The sequence below is a fragment of the Ralstonia sp. GX3-BWBA genome (assembly GCF_003290055.1).
GTDB classification, from domain to species: Bacteria; Pseudomonadota; Gammaproteobacteria; order Burkholderiales; family Burkholderiaceae; genus Ralstonia; species Ralstonia holmesii.
The window spans coordinates 343946-361857 of the sequence record NZ_QMKS01000024.1; the positions used below are offsets into that span (position 1 = coordinate 343946).

Annotated in this window: 21 protein-coding genes; 3 read left to right on the forward strand and 18 right to left on the reverse strand. The window is 63.6% G+C overall.

Going from position 1 to position 17912, the window contains the following annotated elements:
• Window positions 1–36: 36 nt before the first annotated feature.
• Window positions 37–954, reverse strand: coding sequence for a LysR family transcriptional regulator (locus DOD19_RS24145; protein ID WP_024978262.1), 918 nt, complete (start codon window positions 952–954; stop codon window positions 37–39).
• A 65-nt stretch (window positions 955–1019) separates the two neighbouring features.
• Here DOD19_RS24145 and DOD19_RS24150 point away from each other — a divergent pair, with 65 nt between their 5' ends.
• A complete protein-coding gene (locus DOD19_RS24150; RefSeq protein ID WP_112188607.1) occupies window positions 1020–2654 on the forward strand; it encodes a M20/M25/M40 family metallo-hydrolase in 1635 nt (544 codons plus the stop codon).
• Between the two features lie 13 nt (window positions 2655–2667).
• On the opposite strand, the gene DOD19_RS24155 is transcribed toward DOD19_RS24150, so the two are convergent.
• The 11 genes from DOD19_RS24155 to DOD19_RS24205 form a co-directional block, all read right to left on the reverse strand.
• Window positions 2668–4194, reverse strand: coding sequence for a carotenoid oxygenase family protein (locus DOD19_RS24155; RefSeq protein WP_112188609.1), 1527 nt, complete (start codon window positions 4192–4194; stop codon window positions 2668–2670).
• A 19-nt stretch (window positions 4195–4213) separates the two neighbouring features.
• Complete coding sequence (locus DOD19_RS24160) at window positions 4214–4654, reverse strand: DUF2141 domain-containing protein (protein ID WP_112188611.1); 441 nt, start codon at window positions 4652–4654, stop codon at window positions 4214–4216.
• 220 nt (window positions 4655–4874) lie between these two features.
• Window positions 4875–5096 (reverse strand): hypothetical protein, encoded by a 222-nt coding sequence (locus tag DOD19_RS24165; protein WP_024978258.1) that lies wholly within the window; start codon window positions 5094–5096, stop codon window positions 4875–4877.
• Window positions 5097–5194: 98 nt separating this feature from the next.
• Window positions 5195–5986: a phytanoyl-CoA dioxygenase family protein gene (locus tag DOD19_RS24170; protein ID WP_024978257.1), complete on the reverse strand. Its 792-nt coding sequence runs from the start codon at window positions 5984–5986 to the stop codon at window positions 5195–5197.
• Window positions 5987–6111: 125 nt separating this feature from the next.
• Entirely contained in the window at window positions 6112–7119 is a 1008-nt protein-coding gene (locus DOD19_RS24175; RefSeq protein ID WP_112188613.1) for a glycosyl transferase family 90, read from the reverse strand.
• A gap of 295 nt (window positions 7120–7414) precedes the next feature.
• A complete protein-coding gene (locus DOD19_RS24180) occupies window positions 7415–7735 on the reverse strand; it encodes a copper-binding protein (RefSeq protein WP_024978255.1) in 321 nt (106 codons plus the stop codon).
• 37 nt (window positions 7736–7772) lie between these two features.
• Complete coding sequence (locus DOD19_RS24185; protein WP_112188615.1) at window positions 7773–8261, reverse strand: cupredoxin family protein; 489 nt, start codon at window positions 8259–8261, stop codon at window positions 7773–7775.
• A 36-nt stretch (window positions 8262–8297) separates the two neighbouring features.
• A complete protein-coding gene (locus DOD19_RS24190) occupies window positions 8298–9596 on the reverse strand; it encodes a copper oxidase (RefSeq protein ID WP_112188617.1) in 1299 nt (432 codons plus the stop codon).
• 2 nt (window positions 9597–9598) lie between these two features.
• Window positions 9599–11008: a TolC family protein gene (locus DOD19_RS24195; RefSeq protein ID WP_112188619.1), complete on the reverse strand. Its 1410-nt coding sequence runs from the start codon at window positions 11006–11008 to the stop codon at window positions 9599–9601.
• Between the two features lie 8 nt (window positions 11009–11016).
• Window positions 11017–11364: a hypothetical protein gene (locus DOD19_RS24200; RefSeq protein ID WP_112188620.1), complete on the reverse strand. Its 348-nt coding sequence runs from the start codon at window positions 11362–11364 to the stop codon at window positions 11017–11019.
• Between the two features lie 96 nt (window positions 11365–11460).
• Window positions 11461–11856, reverse strand: coding sequence for a DUF2946 family protein (locus DOD19_RS24205; protein ID WP_112188622.1), 396 nt, complete (start codon window positions 11854–11856; stop codon window positions 11461–11463).
• A gap of 174 nt (window positions 11857–12030) precedes the next feature.
• On the opposite strand from DOD19_RS24205, the gene DOD19_RS24210 reads away from it, so the two are divergent.
• Window positions 12031–12534 carry an acyl-CoA thioesterase gene (locus DOD19_RS24210; RefSeq protein WP_024978249.1) on the forward strand — a complete coding sequence of 168 codons (504 nt, stop codon included), beginning with the start codon at window positions 12031–12033 and terminating at the stop codon, window positions 12532–12534.
• Window positions 12535–12674: 140 nt separating this feature from the next.
• On the opposite strand, the gene DOD19_RS24215 is transcribed toward DOD19_RS24210, so the two are convergent.
• The 4 genes from DOD19_RS24215 to DOD19_RS24230 all read right to left on the reverse strand — a co-directional run bounded on the left by DOD19_RS24215 (window position 12675) and on the right by DOD19_RS24230 (window position 15618).
• The gene (locus DOD19_RS24215; protein WP_112188624.1) at window positions 12675–13484 is read right to left on the reverse strand and encodes an alpha/beta hydrolase; all 810 of its coding nucleotides are present in this window, start codon (window positions 13482–13484) and stop codon (window positions 12675–12677) included.
• A 36-nt stretch (window positions 13485–13520) separates the two neighbouring features.
• Window positions 13521–13916, reverse strand: coding sequence for a carboxymuconolactone decarboxylase family protein (locus DOD19_RS24220; protein ID WP_112188626.1), 396 nt, complete (start codon window positions 13914–13916; stop codon window positions 13521–13523).
• A gap of 33 nt (window positions 13917–13949) precedes the next feature.
• Entirely contained in the window at window positions 13950–14732 is a 783-nt protein-coding gene (locus DOD19_RS24225) for a sulfite exporter TauE/SafE family protein (protein ID WP_112188628.1), read from the reverse strand.
• Between the two features lie 109 nt (window positions 14733–14841).
• Window positions 14842–15618 (reverse strand): NAD(P)H-dependent oxidoreductase, encoded by a 777-nt coding sequence (locus DOD19_RS24230; protein ID WP_112188630.1) that lies wholly within the window; start codon window positions 15616–15618, stop codon window positions 14842–14844.
• 86 nt (window positions 15619–15704) lie between these two features.
• On the opposite strand from DOD19_RS24230, the gene DOD19_RS24235 reads away from it, so the two are divergent.
• Window positions 15705–16598, forward strand: a complete 894-nt coding sequence (locus DOD19_RS24235) for a LysR family transcriptional regulator (protein ID WP_112188632.1) — start codon at window positions 15705–15707, stop codon at window positions 16596–16598.
• Between the two features lie 31 nt (window positions 16599–16629).
• Here DOD19_RS24235 and DOD19_RS24240 read toward each other — a convergent pair whose 3' ends face one another.
• Together DOD19_RS24240 and DOD19_RS24245 are read right to left on the reverse strand one after the other, a co-directional pair.
• The gene (locus DOD19_RS24240) at window positions 16630–17268 is read right to left on the reverse strand and encodes a LysE family transporter (protein ID WP_024978243.1); all 639 of its coding nucleotides are present in this window, start codon (window positions 17266–17268) and stop codon (window positions 16630–16632) included.
• A gap of 126 nt (window positions 17269–17394) precedes the next feature.
• On the reverse strand, window positions 17395–17850 hold the full coding sequence (locus DOD19_RS24245; RefSeq protein ID WP_024978242.1) for a hypothetical protein: 456 nt from the start codon (window positions 17848–17850) through the stop codon (window positions 17395–17397).
• Between the last annotated feature and the right edge of the window lie 62 nt (window positions 17851–17912).

Consider the following 17912-nt stretch of genomic DNA (forward strand, 5'->3'; position numbering starts at 1 on the left):
CGCGGGTTGGTGCGGGTTGGTGCGGGTTGGTGCGGGTTAGTGCGGGCGCTGCTCCGGCAGCGCTTCGCGCAGGAAGTCCAGAAAAACGCGCACCACCTCGGGCAACGTTCGGCCCGCCAGGGTCTGCAGCTCCACTGTTCGCCCACGCATGCCGCGCTCGCGAATCTCCGCGGCATGCAGCTCACCGCGCTGTACGCGCTCGCGCACCGTGATTTCCCCCGCGATGCCCAAGCCGCCGCCGTGCAGCACGAAACTCAACAGCCCATCGAAGCGATTGCTGACGAGCACCGGCTCGAACACGAGCCCGCGATGGCTGCAGCCCATGTCGAACAGTTGGCGCACCGTGTTGTCGGGCCCCGAGAGCGCAATCGGAAACGGGTGCATCTGCGCAAGCGTCACGCTGTTGAACTTCGCCAGTGGGTGATCGGGCCGCATGATGGCAAACACCGAGCCGCGCTGTTGATATGCCACGCAAATGCCCTGCACGGCGGCACGGCTGTACGTCAAGCCAATGTCAACGTCGCCACGCAGGACCGCTTCGGTCACGCGCATGGGCTCGTCCGCGCGCAGGTCGAACTGAATGCCAGGATGCCGCTCGCGAAACGCCACGATGGCGCGTGGAACAAACTCAATCGCAAACCCATCGGAGCACGCAATGCGCACGCGCCCGCGCTGCAGCCCTTGCAGGCCCTGAATATCAGAGACCACGCGCTCTGCCTCCAACGCCCCGCGCAGTGCATGCGCGGCAAGCAGCTCGCCTGCTGCACTGGGCGTCATGCCACGCGGTTGCCGCTCGAACAGCGGCACGCCCAGCAGCTCTTCAAGCATCGCCACTTGCCGGCTGATGGCGGATGCGCTGACGTGCAGGCGCGCGGCCGCCTCCGTCAATGAGCCGCTGCGCACAACCTCCAGAAAATAGCGGAGGGACGTCTCCTGCAGGCGATGAGATGGCATAGGCGACGTGGGCGCGAGGCCCTTTTGCTTTGCAGAAAACGCAAAGATATCCCAAGAAAATTCTAATGGTCAAAAAGGTAGGGCGTGCCCAGACTCATGCGAAACCGTTCGATCAGCGGAGTGTCCAGATGCACCTTCAGCTCGCAGCCCGTCAACCTGCCACGTCCCGCGCATCCCATCGCCTTCGGGCGCTGGTGCCGGCTCTCATGTTGGGTGCCGCCGGCTTGGCCGGTGCCGCTGAACTCTCTGCGGCAGACGCCGAACGCCATGCCCAGACAACCTACCGCGAATACTTTCAACTGCTCTCCCTGCCCAACGACGCCATCGCGCCGGAAGACGTTCGCAAGAATGTCGACTGGCTGGAGCAGGCGTTCCGCAAGCGTGGCTTCACGACCAAGCAATTGGCAAACAATGGCAAGCCAATGCTCTATGCCGAAATGCCGAACCCGGATGCTGCCCGGAAGACGGTGCTGTTCTACATGCACCTCGACGGCCAGCCCGTGATTCCCGCGCAGTGGGCGCAGAAGAGTCCGTGGACACCCGTGCTCAAGCACAAGACCGCTCAGGGCAATTGGGAAGAGATCGACTCCGCGCAGTTGTTCAGCGGCCCGCTCGATCCGGAATGGCGTGTCTTCGGCCGATCGTCTGCCGACGACAAGGGCCCGATCATGATGATGCTGGCGGCCGTTGACGCACTGAAGGCCAGCGGGGCCCAGCCCGCCGTCAACATCAAGATCATTCTCGACAGCGAGGAAGAGAAAGGCTCGCCGTCGATCAGCAAGGTGATGCAGGCAAACCGCGAGCTGCTGCGCTGCGACGCCATCGTCATCCACGACGGCCCCATGCACGCGAGCAACCGACCGACCCTGGTCTTTGGCAACCGCGGCGCGGCCGAAGCCAGGCTCACCGTCTATGGCGGCAAGGTGCCGCTGCACAGCGGGCACTACGGCAACTACGCTCGCAACCCGGCCCAGCAGTTGGCCAACCTGCTGGCATCGATGAAGAACGACGAGGGTCGGGTGACGGTGCCGGGCTATTACGACCACGTGAAGATCAGCGACGCTGACCGCAAGATCATGGCGGCCGTGCCCGACGACCAGGTGGCGCTCAATAAGCGCCTGGGCATTGCGCATGCCGACAAGGTCGGCGCCAATTACCAGGAGGCGATGCAGTACCCGTCATTGAACGTGCGTGGCATGGCGTCTGCGGCCGTGGGCGACAAGGTGGCGAACATCGTGCCCGACAAGGCCGTCGCAGAGCTCGACCTGCGAACCACGCCAGACTCCAGCGCGGCCTACCTCGGCAAGCTGATCGAGCAGCACGTCGAGCGCCAGGGCTACCACCTCGTAAAAAATGCCCCGACCGATGAAGAGCGCAGCCGCTACGACAAACTGGCCACCTTCACGTATCAGAGCGAAGGTGCAGACGCTGCGGGCTCACCGATCGACTCGGCAGTGGGCACATGGGCCTACAAATCCCTGACCGACACGTTTGGTGCCAACCCAGCGCCGGTTCGCATCCGCATGATGGGTGGGACCGTGCCCACCGCAGAAATCGTCGGCGTGCTGCAGGTGCCGTTCACGATCATTCCCCTGGTCAATGCCGATAACAACCAGCACGCTGCCAATGAGAACCTCCGGATGGGCAACTACGTCAGCGGCGTGCGCACGATCTACGGCCTGCTGACGCACCCGCTCTGACACGCCACCACGGTTAAGCCGCGCGAAACAGCCCATGCAGCCCGAGCGGCGCCACGCCGTTCAGGCTTGCCATGGCGACAGGGCCTGCGGCGACATTCTGTGCATCGAACGCCGTCAGTCTGGTACAGCCGGCGTCCACATCGAATACCGTGCCGATCAGCCAGCCTTCGCCTTCACGGGCGCTGGCCGAGGCCGGCACGAACACGTGTTCCTCCACCAGCGTGCGGTGCCCAAAACGGTACTGTTGCACCCGCCCCGAATCCGCATCGACGCGCATGACGGTGTCGAAACCGTTCAGCGACTGGGGGCTGCCGCTGGACGAAGGCGCCGTGTGGGCCACCATGAACAACGCGTGATGACGCTGCGCGGTGCGGCGTATGTCGATCTTGGGGAATTCGGCCACATGCTCGGTGCTGAACTGCTCGGTGCGGCCAGTGCGCAGGTTCAACTGCACTTGCGTAAGGCGAGCGCCGGGCGACGGACGAATCTGCCCGCGCATCAATTCACGCAGCGACGTGGTGACGACCGCGGCATCGTCCGAGCGGATGTAATCGAGATGAACCTCCAGCCCATCCGGCGACGACCATGCATTGCCGAGATGAAAGACGAAGCCCGCCGGCAACTGCAGCCAGCGCATGCGCGTGGCATCGTCCTTGTCGAGCACGAGCACACGCATGCCCAGCTCCGGCCGCCAGACATGGGAATCCAGAAACGACATGCCTGCTTGCGAGCGCTCCACGTCGTACACGAAGGGAGGCAGCAGAAACACCAGGTGGCGCTGCGTCACGGCAAAGTCGTGCACCATCGCCACGTGCGGAACCTTGACCGATTCCACGCGCTTGAGCGCCCCGTCCGCGCCCACGCAGTAGACGGTCAGCAGACCGGCCGCGCTGCTCACGCCAAAATTCCATAGCGTGCCGTCGGGTTCGACCTTGGGGTGGGCGGAAAACGGCATGCCCTTGTAGTCGTCGCGCCAGGTCTGCACGCCCAGCGTGCGCAGTGAATCCGGATCGACGCGCGTGGCCGAGCCACCTTCCCACAGCGCAAGCATCTCGTCGCCATGCATCACCAGGCTGGTGTTGGCCACATTGATGCTGTCGGGCGAAGCAACCGGCTCCATGTCGGGGTTGGCGGTGCCGAACGTCGCGCGCAACGGCCGGCCGGCGGCGGTGTCGGCGACAAACTTGTCAGTGCGCACGAACACGCCGCTGTGCGTTACGCCCTGCTCGCTGATGTCGTAACGCTGGATCATGCCGTCGCCATCGAACAGATGGTGGTAACGCACGCCGCCGATCTCATGCCGCGCTGGGCCGTTTCGATAGAACGCGCCGCGCAACGCGGGCGGGAACCTGCCTTCCACTTTCAGCGCGCGAGTCGGCATGTCGGCGCTGACGCCCTGATAACCCGCCAGCCACGGATACTGCGCGCGCGCCGCTGCAAACCCCGCAGCCCACGGGTCCGGGGTGGCGGCCATTACATCGGTCAGAGTCAAGCCAAACGGTGCGGCGCCCAAGGCCGCAATGAAGGATCGGCGTTGCATGACGGGGCCTCGCTCAACATCAATGCAAGTGAATCGTCACGCGCTGGTCGCCCTGCACGTCGATGGCAGCATCGTCAAATGCGGGCGGGCCGAAGCGGCCGCGTGCATCGCGGCTAAAACCGTAAGGCTCGACGGGAATGCCGGCCGGGTTGGTGCCGAGCTTCGCGTCGTTGTTGGCGTCATGGAAGACCGACAACGCGTAGCGCCCCGCCGGCAAATCCGGATACACGAAGGTGACGCTTGCGCCGGACACGCTATCGAGCGCGGCGATGTCCGCCCGGATGGCCGAATCGGGCTTGAGCCAGCCCGCAGCGTCGCGGAACATCGCCGCACGCACCGCGCCTTGGCGCCCTTGTGCGCCTTCCACCACCACAGTCAGGGTGGCGGCGGATGCACTTGCGGCAAGTGCTGTCAGCGTCAGGGCCAGCGCAAGGCGCGGCAGAGAAAACATGGCAGTCATGAGCGTCTCCTGAGGGGCCGGCGATGCGTTGGCAGGCCGGCGGTCAGGAGGCAATGTAGGCGCAGACTTCGTGGCAGTCAGCGCGGATGCGACGAAGTGCGAATACCGCGGCGCAAACGGGCGCTTGCGGGCGATGAGCGCATCACAGCAGCTTGGAGGAATCACGCCAGAGGTGCTGACCAAAACGCCCGCGGGGTCGGCGGGCGCTTTGTGGGTGGTGCTAATGCTGCAAGCTCGACAAGCGGTGCTCGGCAAGCAGCACACTCGCACTCAAGGCAAGCTGAGCGGAGATGAAGCCCTCCGGGATCTCAATGTCTTCCCAGTCACACACGATGTGGCCGGCGCGACAGACCTGGAAACGGGCCGTCCACCGATGATCGTCGCGTTGCAGCGGATCAACGACGATGACATGCGTTCCATGTGTCACTTCCTGAATCGCCATTGTGGTTCCCCCGTTCGTGATCGTTGGGAGACCACCTTAGCAAAGGCACGTGACACAAATCTGTCCGCCGCTCACCTACAAATGGGGGAGGGCGCACCTCAACCGACCAGCGGATCTGGCCGTGCAGACGAGCGCGTGCCAGGCAGCGGATGATTATCGGGGCCGTAGTACGTGAACACTGCCGAGAACTTGACGGCGCCTGTCTGGTTGGCGCGGGCCGCATGGAAGGTGTTGCAGTGGAAGAGCAGCACATCGCCGGGCAGCAGAGGCACGGGGCGCGCGGTGTCGATCAGCGCACGGTTTTCTGGCAGCTCCTGGCGCAGGAACAGCTTCGCGTCGAACCGGTCCGCAGGCAGCTCAAGCGTGTGGCTGCCGGGAATCACCCACAGGCAGCCGTTGTCGACCGTCTCTTCCACCAGGGCCAGCCACGACGACACCAGCTCGTTGCGAGCGAACGACCAGTAGCGGCTGTCGCGGTGCCAATGCGTGGCGGTGCCAAACGCGGGGTGCTTGGTCATCACGCAGTTGTGGTGCGCGAGAGAAAGATGCACGGGACTGCCAATCAGTTGCGCAATCGCGCCGGCCACGCGTGGGTCGCGCGCCCATTCCGTATAAGGTGTGCCGCGTGAATCGGCGTCGAGCAGGCGGCGCACGGTCTGGCCCCCCTCGGCGTCGCGCGAGAGCGGTGCCCCGGCATAGCCGACGTCGGTTTCCAGCTCCACCGGCGCTGCGGCGCGGGCCAGCCCGTCCTGCGCGGCCGCGAGCAACGCGGCGCTCACCTGCTGGCTCACGAAGCCGCGCAACACGACGTAGCCGTGCTCCTTGAAGAAGGCTTGCTGCTCGTCGGAAAGCGGGTGGGCGTGGGTAGCGGTGGGGGCAGACGCGGACATGGTGGAAAAAGCGTACGGAGACGGCGAAAGACAACGAGTGTAACGCGCCGCCGTATGCGTTGCAGACCCGCCCCACGACTGGCCTGCTCAGGATCAAACGCAATGCGCGTTGTCCTGGTCGGGCTTTACCAAAAGGCTTGTTGGCCCGACAGTCGGAAATATTTTGCGATCACCATCAAACCGAGCAAGCGCTCCTGATCGCGATTCATGAATTGCGCCACCCATCGATTGGCGTTGCGAACGATCGCCAGTGCATCGCCAGGGTGCTTCCGGTAATGCTCCATTTTTTCCTGAAGGTCAGAATAATCGTCCTTCAGCAAAATATAATGCACATCCGGAATCAGTCTCCCCTCCATGAACCACGTCTCATAACGAGGCCGCCTCATGAAGCAAAGCGAATTGGAGGACATGATCCATTTGAGATTCGTCGCAACATCGTTTCCCTCGACGCTCACAATGAACTTGTATTGCAATTGCTCGGCAATCGTCATGGGCGATTTGTAAGTCACCTTCCCAAGTTCCGATTTTCGAGTGTCGCCGATGTCAACGTTTGCCAAGTCGTGACAGCGCTCGACAAACGCTTTGCGATGTTCCTGATGGCAAGGGCCACGAAAAACCGCCATGGGCTTCTTGTCGTGGAAATCGATCGTGTCGCGTGCCAGCGAAAAATGCCGGATGGCGTCCAACTTCAAGAGAACCCCGTTATGGGAGCTGCTCTTGATGGGACGGCTCTTCACAAACGCCGGGTGATTCGGCTCGGCAGTGACGTCGCCGCAGTCGTAGTCAAAGCAATAGCCCGGACCAAAATAATCCATCAAGTCGACAAGATCATAAAAATAGGTGCTTCCTATTTCACAATCCTTGTCGACGATGGTGCTTGTTGAGGATTTCAACAAGAAGTTCGAATACTCCACGGCATTGCGGCTCGGGTCGAATGACTCCGAAATCGAGTTGTAATAACTCAATCGATCAATGACGTCCTGCATGCCCCCGTGGCCACCTTTTCTTTTCAGAAGCGCCTCAGCTCTTCCATTTTTGGTAGCGCGGGCCAGGAAATGGCTTGAAGCATTCGAAAAGTAATACCAGAATTTTTTTGCAGAGACTCTGCTCAAGCGGTATTTGAGATGACGCATGAACCAAAAGATGCCGCGGAAATTAAACCCAGGGCGTCGCTCTTCGAGCGAAATGTTTCAGCCCCCAACACGCAGATTCAAGTGGCGCACGATCCGCTTCCTGCTCGCCGCTGACGCACGGTACGGTCTATCGTGCATCTCCTATCAGGCAGCACATCGACTCAGCTTGCCACTCGCATCTGCAGCGGCCCTCACTTTACCGTAAGTATCTTTCAGCGCATTGTGTTTCTTGGCCCCGAGCCGCCCGCCCACGGCATCGATTGCGCGGGCAGACGGCAGTCCGCCCGCCTTCGTGTTACTGCGCGTCCAACGCCGTCACAGTCAATGCGCCGTTCACCTTCTCGGCGACAAAGCGCACTTTGCTGCCAACGTGCACTTTGGTCAGCGTGGCCGGGTCCTGCACTCGAAAGACCATCGTCATGGGTTCCATACCGAGGTTCTCAAGCGGGCCGTGCTTGATGGTCAGTTTGCCGGCGGCGGTGTCAATCTTCTTGATCTCGCCTTCTGACATTGGGGCGGCAGCGGTAGCCGCAGGGGCGGAAGGGGCATCTCCAGCCGCGTGAACAAACGGTGCACCGGCCAGCAGCGCGGTCAGCATCAGGGCATGACGAAACATAGTGGGCTCCTTGTCGAAAGACGTGGCTGGAGAGAGATCAGGATTTGTTGCCGCGCACCTGCACGGCGCCGCGCATGCCGGCTTCGAAATGTCCGGGCTGCAGACAGGCAAACTCAACGGAGCCGGTGCGCGTGAAGTGCCAGACGATCTCGCCGCGCTGGCCTGGGTCAACGGTGACGGCGTTGCCGTCGTCGTGCTCCATCTCGGGGTGCTTGCGCATCTGCTCGGCGTGGGCGACGAGGTCAGCCGGCGTGCCAAGCGTCATCTCGTGCCGCACCTGGCCGCTGTTGGCGACCTCGAAGCGGATTGTCTCGCCGCGCTGCACCGTGATCTGCGCGGGCGTGAAGCGCATGGTGTCGGTCATGTCGACGCGCACGGTGCGTGTGATATGGGCGGCGTCGCCGGGTTCACCGATGGCTGCGTCGCCATGGTCATGCCCGCCGGCGTGACTTCCGGATGCGTGAGCGATGGCGGCCGTCGACATCAGCACGGCCAGGAGGGTGGAGCGGATCAGATAGCGTTGCATGTTGGGGCTCGTATTGGATGTGGGTTCCGGCATTGCTCAGTCGTCGATGCCACTGCCGGTGTATTCGTAGGCGACAGTGCCCTTGGGGTGCTTGTACCAACCGGGGTCTGCATAGCTGTTGCGCGGCAGATCGCGTCGCACCTTCATCACCGTGAACATGCCGCCCATTTCGATGGCGCCGAATGGGCCCTGCCCCGTCATCATCGGCAGCGTGTTGTCGGGCAGGGGCATCTCCATCTCGCCCATGTCGGCCATGCCGGCCTGACCCATGCCCATGTAGTCGGGCACCAGCGCGTTCATCCTCTTGGCGAGATCCTTCTGCTGCACGCCGATCATGGTCGGCACGTTGTGCCCCATGGCGTTCATCGTGTGGTGCGACTTGTGGCAATGAAAAGCCCAATCGCCAGGGTTATCCGCGATGAACTCGATGGCACGCATCTGGCCCACAGCAATGTCCGTCGTCACCTCCGGCCAGCGCGCGCTGGGCTGGACCCAGCCGCCGTCGGTGCCGGCGACTTCGAAGGTGTGGCCATGCAGATGCATCGGGTGGTTCGTCATCGTGAGGTTGCCCATGCGGATGCGCACGCGATCGCCAAGGCGTACGGGCAAGGGGTCGATGCCGGGGAAGACGCGGCTGTTCCACGTCCACATGTTGAAGTCGGTCATCTGGGCCACGCGGGGCGTGTATGAACCGGGGTCGATGTCGTACGCGGCGAGCAGGAAGACAAAGTCGCGGTCTACACGATGCTGCGCCGGGTCTTTCGGATGCACGACGATAAAGCCCATCATGCCCATCGCCATCTGCACCATCTCGTCGGAATGCGGGTGGTACATGAAGGTGCCGGACTTCTTCATCTCGAACTCGTAGACGAAGGTCTTGCCGGGCGGGATGTGCGGCTGCGAGAGACCGCCCACACCGTCCATGCCGGCGGGCAGGATCATGCCGTGCCAGTGCACCGTGGTGTGCTCGGGCAGCTTGTTGGTGACGAAGATGCGCACGCGATCGCCTTCCACGCATTCGATCGTCGGGCCGGGGCTCTGGCCGTTGTAGCCCCACAGGTGGCCCGTCATGCCGGGCGCGAATTCGCGCTCGACCGGTTCGGCCACGAGGTGGAACTCCTTCCAGCCGCCGCGCATGCGCCACGGCAGCGTCCAGCCATTGAGCGTGACGACGGGGTTGTAGGGCCGGCCGTTTGGCGGCGCGAGCGGCGGCTGTGTGGCGGGCTTCGATTGCAGCGGCGCTTCAGGCAGCGAGGCCGCACCGGCGCGCGAGACCATCGCCGCGCCCAGCATGGCCGCGCCCGTGCCGCCGAGAAATTGACGTCGGGAAACCATGTTCAGTGTCCTTGAGGAGAGTTGGGCGCAGGGGCAGTCGCGTTTGCTTCGGCCGGCGGCAACTTGCCGCCCAGCGCCATCTGCAGATCGGTCTGCGCAATCCAGTAGCCGCGCAGCGCGTCGATATAGCCGTTGACGGCATTCACCTGCTCGCGCGCATCGGCCAACAGCTCGAACACGCTCACGAGCATGCCGTTGTAGCGCAGCAGCATCTCGTCGGAGATGGTCTTGCGCACGGGCACCACCTCGTCGCGGTAGTGGCGCGTGAGGTCATATGCCGTCTGATAGCGCACGTACGATTCGCGCACTTCGGAACGCGCACGCACCGCCGTGTCGGCAAGCTGATCGGCGGCCTGCATGTAGATCGACTGCGCACGCGCCACGCGGGCGCCGCCCCAGTCGAACAGCGGGATCTCGATGCCGATCTCGTAGCCCGTTTCGCGTGGCTCGTTCGATTTGCTGTTGCGCACGTAACCGAGGTCGAGCACGTTGATGAAGCGCGTTGCCTGTGTGAGCCCCAGCGACGACGCCAAGCCATCGACCTGCAACTTGCCCGCCTGGATGTCGAGCCGGTTGCGCAGCGCGTAGGCCTCGATCTGCTGCAGTTCGGGGCGATCCTTCGGCAGGTCGGGCAGCCGATCCGGCAACTGGAAGCCGGTATCTGCGCCCCACACCCCAAGCTGGCGAATCAACGCCTCGCGTTCGGCCTGCGCCTGCTGGCGCGTGCGCGCGAGGGTGGCAGTGGCTTCCGCATAGAAGGCCTGTTCGCGTGCCCGATCAAGCTTGCTGAAGTTGCCGGCCGAAGCCAGGCGCTTGGCGAACTCGGCACCGGCTTCGGCGGCTTGCTGAACCTGCTCGGCATAGCGCGCGGATTGCTCCGCCGCCACGGCATTGACGTATGCGCGGCGCGTATCGGCCGCCACCTGCAGCATCTGGTTGGCAACCAGCAGCTTGGTCTGCTCGAAGTAACGGCTTTCGATGCGCGTGGCCATCGGCAGCGTCAGCAGGTTCAGGAACGACAGCGAGAACGTGCGCTCGATCGACAGGTCATCACCGCTGCGTGTGCGCTTGAAGCTGAAACCGGGATTCGGCAGGCGGCTGGCCTGCACGAGCGCGGCTTCGGATAGACCCAGCTCCGCATACGAAGCCTGCAGGCCACGGTTGTTCAGCAGTGCGATCTGCACGGCGCTGTCCATCGTCAGCGGCTGGGCGAGCAGCTCGCGCGTGCGTTGCGCTGCGCTGTCGCGTGCTTCTGGTGAACGCTGCCACGTGGCGTCTTTGCCGAGCCTATCGCGCGCCACATCGGCAACGGTCTTGAACCCGCTGTCTTGCGTGATGGTGGCGCAGCCGCCCAGCAGCAGCGTGGCGGCCAGCGCGCACAGGGCGAGGCGGCGTGTGGATGGTTTGAGCACGGCGCCTCCTAGTGGTGGTGCATGCCGGGCATGGACCCGCCGGCAGGCTTGTTGGAGGTGGCGGCTGGTGCGCTCGCTGGCATGGCGTGCTCTGCGTGGCCGCCTTCCGCAGAAGCGTCTGACTTGGGGCTCACGGCAGCGTTGGTCTCGCGCCAGGGTGCGGGGCCGGTATCGCGATACGCGTGGTAGCTGTCGAATGTGCGCGGCGCGGCTACAACCGGCACAGCCGCGTCCGCATTCAGTGGATCAGCCGGAGGAGCTGCCTGCGCAGACGCCCCACCCTGCGCCAACACCCATGGCGGCGCCAGCGTCAGCGCTAGCAGTGCGGCGGCCAAGAACCATCGTGTGGAAAACATGAGAAACCTCGATCAAGCGTGATGACGTACGGCCGCGTGTGGTGCACGGAGCCGCAGAACCAGAGGCCAGCCCGTTCTATGGACGGACTGGTGGCGTCAAACGCGAATCGAGGGTGGACGTTGCAGCGCTTCGGGAATGAAGCTGCGGAAGGAAACAGCAAGGCCACGCGGCGCAGCGGCCGGCAGCTTGATCGGCAGCACGCCAAGACTGGCGGCCAGAGGGACGACCGAACCGAGCGAACAGGCCGCGCAGATCGGGCAGGTCTTGCAGTGCGACTGCGCCGGCGCATTCCGCTCGCTGTCGGCAGCCATGGCGTCTTCGTGCTCATGGCAGACGTCAGACATGACGGCGCCGTCATCCGGCATTGCCATGGCAACCATCGCATCGCCCATTGCACCGCCGCGCGCCATCATGGCCGTCGCGGCAAACCCTTGCAGGGGCAGTGCCAGGACAACCAGCCAGAGCAGGAGGCGGGTCAGCAATCGGTGCATGGGAAGACAGGACGGGCTGAAAATCGTTTGCCGCGGAAACCCGGTAGTGTAGCGCGATGCCATCAAATTTCGCGCAACGCAGCACAAGATGAGTCGAGCGCGGCACAATGACGGCCTGCTGCGTACCCATTTCTGCGCGCACTGCTTTCCCATCATTCCAGCATCAACGCCCCCATGAATACGCAATCCCACCAGCTCAGCATGACCGTGCTGATGACGCCCGACATGGCCAATTTTTCCGGCAACGTACACGGCGGCCACATCCTCAAGTTTCTCGATCAGGTTGCGTATGCGTGCGCGAGCCGCTACGCCGGCCGCTACGTCGTGACGCTGTCGGTGGACCAAGTGGTGTTTCGCCAGCCAATTCATGTGGGTGAACTGGTGACGTTCCTCGCGTCGGTCAACTACACCGGCCGCACGTCGATGGAAATCGGTATCAAGGTTGTGACGGAGAATATCCGCAACCAGGTCGTGCGTCACACCAACAGCTGCTACTTCACGATGGTGGCGGTGGATGACGAAGGCAAACCGGCCGACGTGCCGCCGCTGGCGCCCGCCAACACCGAAGAAAAGGAACGCTTCGAAGCCGCGCAGCAGCGCCGCACGCTGCGTCAGGAAATGGAAGCACGGCACAAGGCAATCAAGGCAACCTACAGCACGGCAGTTTCGAGCAACTGAGCTGCCTGCCTACGCAGTCAGCAAAGGACTGCGAACCGCGTAGTATCGCGATCGGGCATCGTTATCCACAGGCTTACCCACCGATTCTGTGGATAACGCGCGGCGCAGTGTTGCGCAAACGCGCCAGACCTCCACGTGACTCAGGGCAGAGGGAGTCCGTGCAGAAACGCCAGCACGGCGTCGTTGAACAACGCCGGCCGCTGCAACGGCGCGAAATGGCTCACGCCGGGCAGCAACACAAACTGCGCATCAGGAATGGTCCGCGCGAGATACTGCGCGTGCTCGGGCCGGATGAACTCGTCGTGTTCGCTCTGCACGATGGTCACCGGCACACGGGTCCCCGCCAACGCTTCGGCTGTTGCATTCGGCTGCGTCTGCATCATTTCGGTGACAGCCGCGACGAATGCATCAAAGTCGTGCGGCGTGGATGACAGCGCGGTGTAATCCTTTTGGTGGCGCGCAAAGCAGCGATCGATGACAGGCGTGGGCGCAAAGGGCTGGGCGCCACTCGGGTCCATGTTGCAGCCGAAGAAGAACACGCCCGCGGCGCGTTCCGGCGTCTGCATGGCCAGGGTGAGCGCAACGCAAGCACCGTCGCTCCAACCAATGAACGCCGCACGGTCAATCTGCAGCGCATCCATGACGGCCCGCACGTCGGATGCCATGCGCGTGTAGGCGTAAGGCTGTGCGTCGCGTGTGCTGCGGCCGTGCCCACGGCTATCAATGACGATTGGGCGGTAGCCCGCCCTGATGAGTGCCGGAACCTGATACCCCCAATTGCCGCTATGGCCAAGCCCGCCATGCAGCAGGATCACAGGTGTGCCGGCGCCGAAGGTTGCATACCAGATGCGGGCACCGTCGTGCTCGACATGGCCTTGCTCAACGGCGGCCGGCAGTGGTCCAGCACCGTGGGCGGCAAAGCGCGTCAGATCGTCGTCGAAGGCATCCATGTCGATCAGGTATCAGCTCGCATAGCCCAGCCCCGACTACCGCGCCTCTTCGATCTGGATACCGAGTTCATTGAGCACCTCACGCGCCGAACGAAACGCCTCGACGGCCGCCGGCGCGCCGGCATAGATGGCGCTATGCAGCAGCACTTCGCGAATCTCCACCGCCGTTGCGCCGTTGTTGATCGCGCCGCGCACGTGGCCCTTCAGTTCAGTGCTGCGGCCGAGCGCGGCCAGCATCGCGCACGTGCACAGGCTGCGCGTCTTGAGGTCGATGCCGTCACGCTGCCACGTGCTGCCCCAGGCGTGCTCGTTGAGCCAATCCTGCAGCGGTGCCGAGAACGCATCCAATCCGCTCATCGCACGTTCAACAAATGCGCCGCCCATCACCTGCGCACGGCGTGCGCGGCCGGCCTGCTTGTCTTGTTCCGACACGATGCCCTCCTCCGTTTTGAAAAACCAGGTCGATCAGGCTGGTTTGACCATCAACATCATCAGCGCCGTACCCAGCAGCACAACGCAAAACGCCAGCCGCAAACGCCGCGCTGAAAACCGATACGCCAGGGCCACACCCCACGACACGCTCACGACACCGCCGGCCGCCAGCGGAATGCCCGTACCCCAATCCACATGGCCTGCATGCGCGTACGTGGCAAGTGCGATCAGCGAGCCCGGCACCACCAGTGCGAGCGCCATGCCCTGGGCGCGTGTCTGCGGCATGCCGAAGAACGTCACCAGCGCCGGCACCACCACCAGCCCACCGCCCACCGTGAAGATGCCCGACATTGCGCCGCTGGCGATGCCCATCAATGGCAGCGCGGCGGCCGGCATGGCATGTGGGGCAGCGTGCGCGGCATTACCGGCATTCGGTTTCTCTTTGAGCTGCGAGGCAAAGTACACCGCCAGCACGATCAGGAACACAGCAAACGCCGTATGCAGCAGATGGGCGTCCAGCCCCGCCGCAAAGCGCGCAGCAACGTAGGTGGCCGCCATCGAGAACACGCAGATCAGCGCGACGGAGCGCAGATGCACCGGATGCCGCTGGTGATACCGCCAGAAGCCGATCAACACATTGGGCGCAATCATCACCAGCGCAGTGCCCTGTGCAAGGTGCTGGTCCAGCCCGTAGAGATAACCGAGCACAGGAATCGCGATGAGCCCCCCACCAATGCCGAGCAAGCCGCCCGCTACGCCAAGCCCCATACCGAGCAGCAAATTGATCAGGCCCGTAAGAACCGCGTGAGACGTCATGCCGACAAGAAGAAGAAAGCAGAAAGAAACGCGGCGGCGCGCTGTATCTGCTACAGCGCGCCGCCGGAGATGAATGTGAAATTGTAGCGCTTGCCGCGCCGGGCAAGGTCTAGGCGAGATGCGCAGCGAAGCCGGATTTCTCGGGCGCGATCTCGGCCCGCAGCGTAAGCGCCGGGATCTCGTATTCACCGGCATTCTGCTGGCGGAAAGGGATCGGCGCGGCGGTGAATAAGGTGTCGAGTCGTTCGCCCAGCGCCTGGGTGGTCTGCGTAAAGCGTGCCTCGTCCATGCGGCCGGTGCGGTAGCTCACGAATGGCGGCACCACATCAAAACCGGGGTAGTACAGGATGCCGTGCTGGATCGGGAACAAGATGTCGTCGACCGGGCCGTTGATGCCGCGCGGGCTGTAGTGGGACTCCCAGCCGCCCGTGGTGACGATGAGCATGGCGCGTTTTCCGGCGAGCTTACCTTCGCCATAGCGGTCGCCCCAGTGGGTGTCGGAGTGCTCGCCAACGCCGTAGGCAAAGCCGTACGCATAGACGCGCTCGACCCATCCCTTGAGGATGGCCGGCATCGAAAACCACCACAACGGAAACTGCAGGATCAAGGCGTCGGCCCATTGCAGTTTGGCTTGTTCGGCAGCAATGTCGTCGGCTTGCAGGCCGTTCTCGAACGCGTGCTTGGAATCGAGCGACGGGTGGAAATGCGGACCGATCGGCCCGACGGTGCTGTCGCTCGCATCGAGCGCGGCCTTCCATTGCATGGCGTACAAGTCCGATACCTGCACGGTGTGGCCGGCCGCTTCGAGGCGCTGGACGGCAAAGTCCTTGAGGGCGCCGTTGAGCGACTTGGGTTCGGGATGGGCGTAGACGATCAGGACATTCATGGTGGCAACTCCAAATAAGGAATAGCTCCAGAATGCGGCGCGCCCAGGTATATTGGAAATGAATTATCAATATTCCAGGCATAGCCATGAATAATCTCAGGCGGTTGGACCTGAACCTGCTGGTGACACTCGATGTGCTGCTGACCGAGCACAACGTCACGCGTGCAGCGGAGCGGCTGAACTTCTCGCAGCCTTCCGTGAGCGTGCATCTGGCCAAGTTGCGCGACATCTTTGGTGATCCGCTGCTACTGCCGGGCCCGCGCGGCATGCGCCCAACCGCGCGCGCTGAAAGCTTGCGCGAACCGCTGCGGCTGGCGCTGGAAGCGCTGGAACAGGCCGTCGCGCCCGCCAGCCCGTTCGACCCGGCCCGAGCCACTAACACCTGGCGCGTGGCCGCCACGGATTACGGCGAATCCACGATCGCGCTGCCGGCGCTGAACACCCTGCGCACAAGCGCGCCGGGCACACGGCTCGCCATGCTGGAACTGGTGCCCACGCGTATCGAGAAGCAAGCCGAGCAAGGGGAGATCGATCTCGCGTTCCACACCACAGACGGCGCACCACCCGGCCTGCGCCGTCGTGCGCTATTCACTGAGCGCTATGTGCTGATCGGCCGCGCTGGACACCCGCGCCTGAAACGCAAGCCGACGCTGGCGCAGTTCTGCATGCTGGATCACGTGATCGTGTCGCCCGATGGCGGTGGCTTCTTCGGCGTGACAGACGAAGCCCTGAAGGCGGCCGGTGCCGCCCGGCGCGTGGTGCTGTCGGTCCCGCACTTCCTTTTTGTGATGACCGCGGTCGCCAGCACTGACATGGTTGCCATGCTGCCCGAGCGGCTGGTGCGCGGGGCCAGTGCGCTACAGGTGGTTGAGCCGCCGGTGGACGTGCCCGGGTATGAGATGTCGATGCTGTGGCATGAGCGCATGCATCGAGACCCAGGGCACCAGTGGCTGCGAGACGTGATTGCGGGAGCGGTCTAACCGGCCGCCCCCAACGCCATCATGGAAAAAACTACAGCCCGACCTTGGGTGCAGTGAAGATCAGACGCAGCCCGAGCGCGCCGATCGCCACGGCCGCCACGCGATCGACCCAGGTCTTGGCACGCAGGTACATCTCACGCGGCACCCGGCTCGAAAAACACAGCGCGACGATGGTGTACCACCCGAACTCGACCAGGAACACCAGCGGCGGCAGCACGAAGTAGCACCACACCGGCGGATGCTGCGGCAGCAGCGCAGCAAAGATACTGCCGTACCAGATGGCCGTCTTGGGATTGCTCATCTGCGTGGTGATGCCGGTCCAGAACGACTTGCGCGCGCTGCCGGCTTGCTGCGTCAGGCGATCGTCCATCACCATGGGCAGCTTGGCGCCACGCCAGATCTTCCACGCCATGTAGGTCAAATACGCGCCACCGGCAATCTTGAGGCCGATGTAGAGCCACTCCACGGCTTGCAGCAACGTATAAAGCCCCGCCAGCGCCAGGCCACCGAAGAACAGGGCGCCCGCGCCCATGCCAAGTGCAGTGGCCAGGCCGTCGCGGCGCGATAACCCGATGGCATTGCGCGCCACCAGAACAAAACTCGGCCCGGGAATCATGGCGCCCAGCAACAGCGCAACGAGAATGGCAAATACGGCGGCAGATGCAGTCATCGGGAGTCTCCTTTTGTGGGCGCAGACGTTCACAGATGCAGACCGCGATTCTGCCACGCCGACGGGGCCAGCGTCGGCCTGGGCGGCAAGGCAGCGGCGGCACCTCTGCCGCCACCCGCCCTGCCCCTACTTGCACTGCTGCTTGTTGATCGACACGTCATTCAAGTCGGCGGCGGTGTATAGCGCCGGCACGTTAGGGTCGCCGGCACCCGTCATTGCCGCGTTCAGGATCGCCAAGGCCTGGAGGTGGCCAGCCTCGCCGCTTGAAAAGCGCTGCTGCGCCGATTTCGATGCGCCGTACATGCCGTTGCACAGGAGCGCCTTGCGGAAGATTTCCAAAACCGCGATCCGTGCAGAGTACGTCTCGCGCCGTTCGGCCGCTGTGGCGGGCGCGTGGTTGATCTTGGCGTAATGATTGGCGCACTGCGTGCCGAGAATCGGGTACGCATCCTTGATGCCTTCGCATGTTGCGACGGTCGCGGGCGGCGCAGCCAACGCGGCCGTGGCCACCAGCGAGGCGATCAGGGACACCACCGCCAACAGCACGATACGGATGACAAGCACATTCGAGCGGATGTTCATTGCAGGTTCTCCTCAGTCAGATACGTGGACAAAAAACACAGCGGCAACCGGTAGCGCTGCGT

What these genes read in the sequence shown, in the direction of transcription:
- DOD19_RS24155 (WP_112188609.1), bottom strand. Translation starts at nt 4,194, where the DNA reads ATGCAACGCCGATCCTTCATTGCGGCCTTGGGCGCCGCACCGTTTGGC.
- DOD19_RS24225 (WP_112188628.1), bottom strand. Translation starts at nt 14,732, where the DNA reads ATGACGTCTCACGCGGTTCTTACGGGCCTGATCAATTTGCTGCTCGGT.
- DOD19_RS24215 (WP_112188624.1), bottom strand. Translation starts at nt 13,484, where the DNA reads ATGGATGCCTTCGACGACGATCTGACGCGCTTTGCCGCCCACGGTGCT.
- DOD19_RS24210 (WP_024978249.1), top strand. Translation starts at nt 12,031, where the DNA reads ATGAATACGCAATCCCACCAGCTCAGCATGACCGTGCTGATGACGCCC.
- DOD19_RS24165 (WP_024978258.1), bottom strand. Translation starts at nt 5,096, where the DNA reads ATGGCGATTCAGGAAGTGACACATGGAACGCATGTCATCGTCGTTGAT.
- DOD19_RS24185 (WP_112188615.1), bottom strand. Translation starts at nt 8,261, where the DNA reads ATGCAACGCTATCTGATCCGCTCCACCCTCCTGGCCGTGCTGATGTCG.
- DOD19_RS24190 (WP_112188617.1), bottom strand. Translation starts at nt 9,596, where the DNA reads ATGGTTTCCCGACGTCAATTTCTCGGCGGCACGGGCGCGGCCATGCTG.
- DOD19_RS24145 (WP_024978262.1), bottom strand. Translation starts at nt 954, where the DNA reads ATGCCATCTCATCGCCTGCAGGAGACGTCCCTCCGCTATTTTCTGGAG.
- DOD19_RS24180 (WP_024978255.1), bottom strand. Translation starts at nt 7,735, where the DNA reads ATGTTTCGTCATGCCCTGATGCTGACCGCGCTGCTGGCCGGTGCACCG.
- DOD19_RS24245 (WP_024978242.1), bottom strand. Translation starts at nt 17,850, where the DNA reads ATGAACATCCGCTCGAATGTGCTTGTCATCCGTATCGTGCTGTTGGCG.
- DOD19_RS24200 (WP_112188620.1), bottom strand. Translation starts at nt 11,364, where the DNA reads ATGTTTTCCACACGATGGTTCTTGGCCGCCGCACTGCTAGCGCTGACG.
- DOD19_RS24230 (WP_112188630.1), bottom strand. Translation starts at nt 15,618, where the DNA reads ATGAATGTCCTGATCGTCTACGCCCATCCCGAACCCAAGTCGCTCAAC.
- DOD19_RS24235 (WP_112188632.1), top strand. Translation starts at nt 15,705, where the DNA reads ATGAATAATCTCAGGCGGTTGGACCTGAACCTGCTGGTGACACTCGAT.
- DOD19_RS24240 (WP_024978243.1), bottom strand. Translation starts at nt 17,268, where the DNA reads ATGACTGCATCTGCCGCCGTATTTGCCATTCTCGTTGCGCTGTTGCTG.
- DOD19_RS24150 (WP_112188607.1), top strand. Translation starts at nt 1,020, where the DNA reads ATGGTCAAAAAGGTAGGGCGTGCCCAGACTCATGCGAAACCGTTCGAT.
- DOD19_RS24160 (WP_112188611.1), bottom strand. Translation starts at nt 4,654, where the DNA reads ATGACTGCCATGTTTTCTCTGCCGCGCCTTGCGCTGGCCCTGACGCTG.
- DOD19_RS24170 (WP_024978257.1), bottom strand. Translation starts at nt 5,986, where the DNA reads ATGTCCGCGTCTGCCCCCACCGCTACCCACGCCCACCCGCTTTCCGAC.
- DOD19_RS24205 (WP_112188622.1), bottom strand. Translation starts at nt 11,856, where the DNA reads ATGCACCGATTGCTGACCCGCCTCCTGCTCTGGCTGGTTGTCCTGGCA.
- DOD19_RS24175 (WP_112188613.1), bottom strand. Translation starts at nt 7,119, where the DNA reads ATGCGTCATCTCAAATACCGCTTGAGCAGAGTCTCTGCAAAAAAATTC.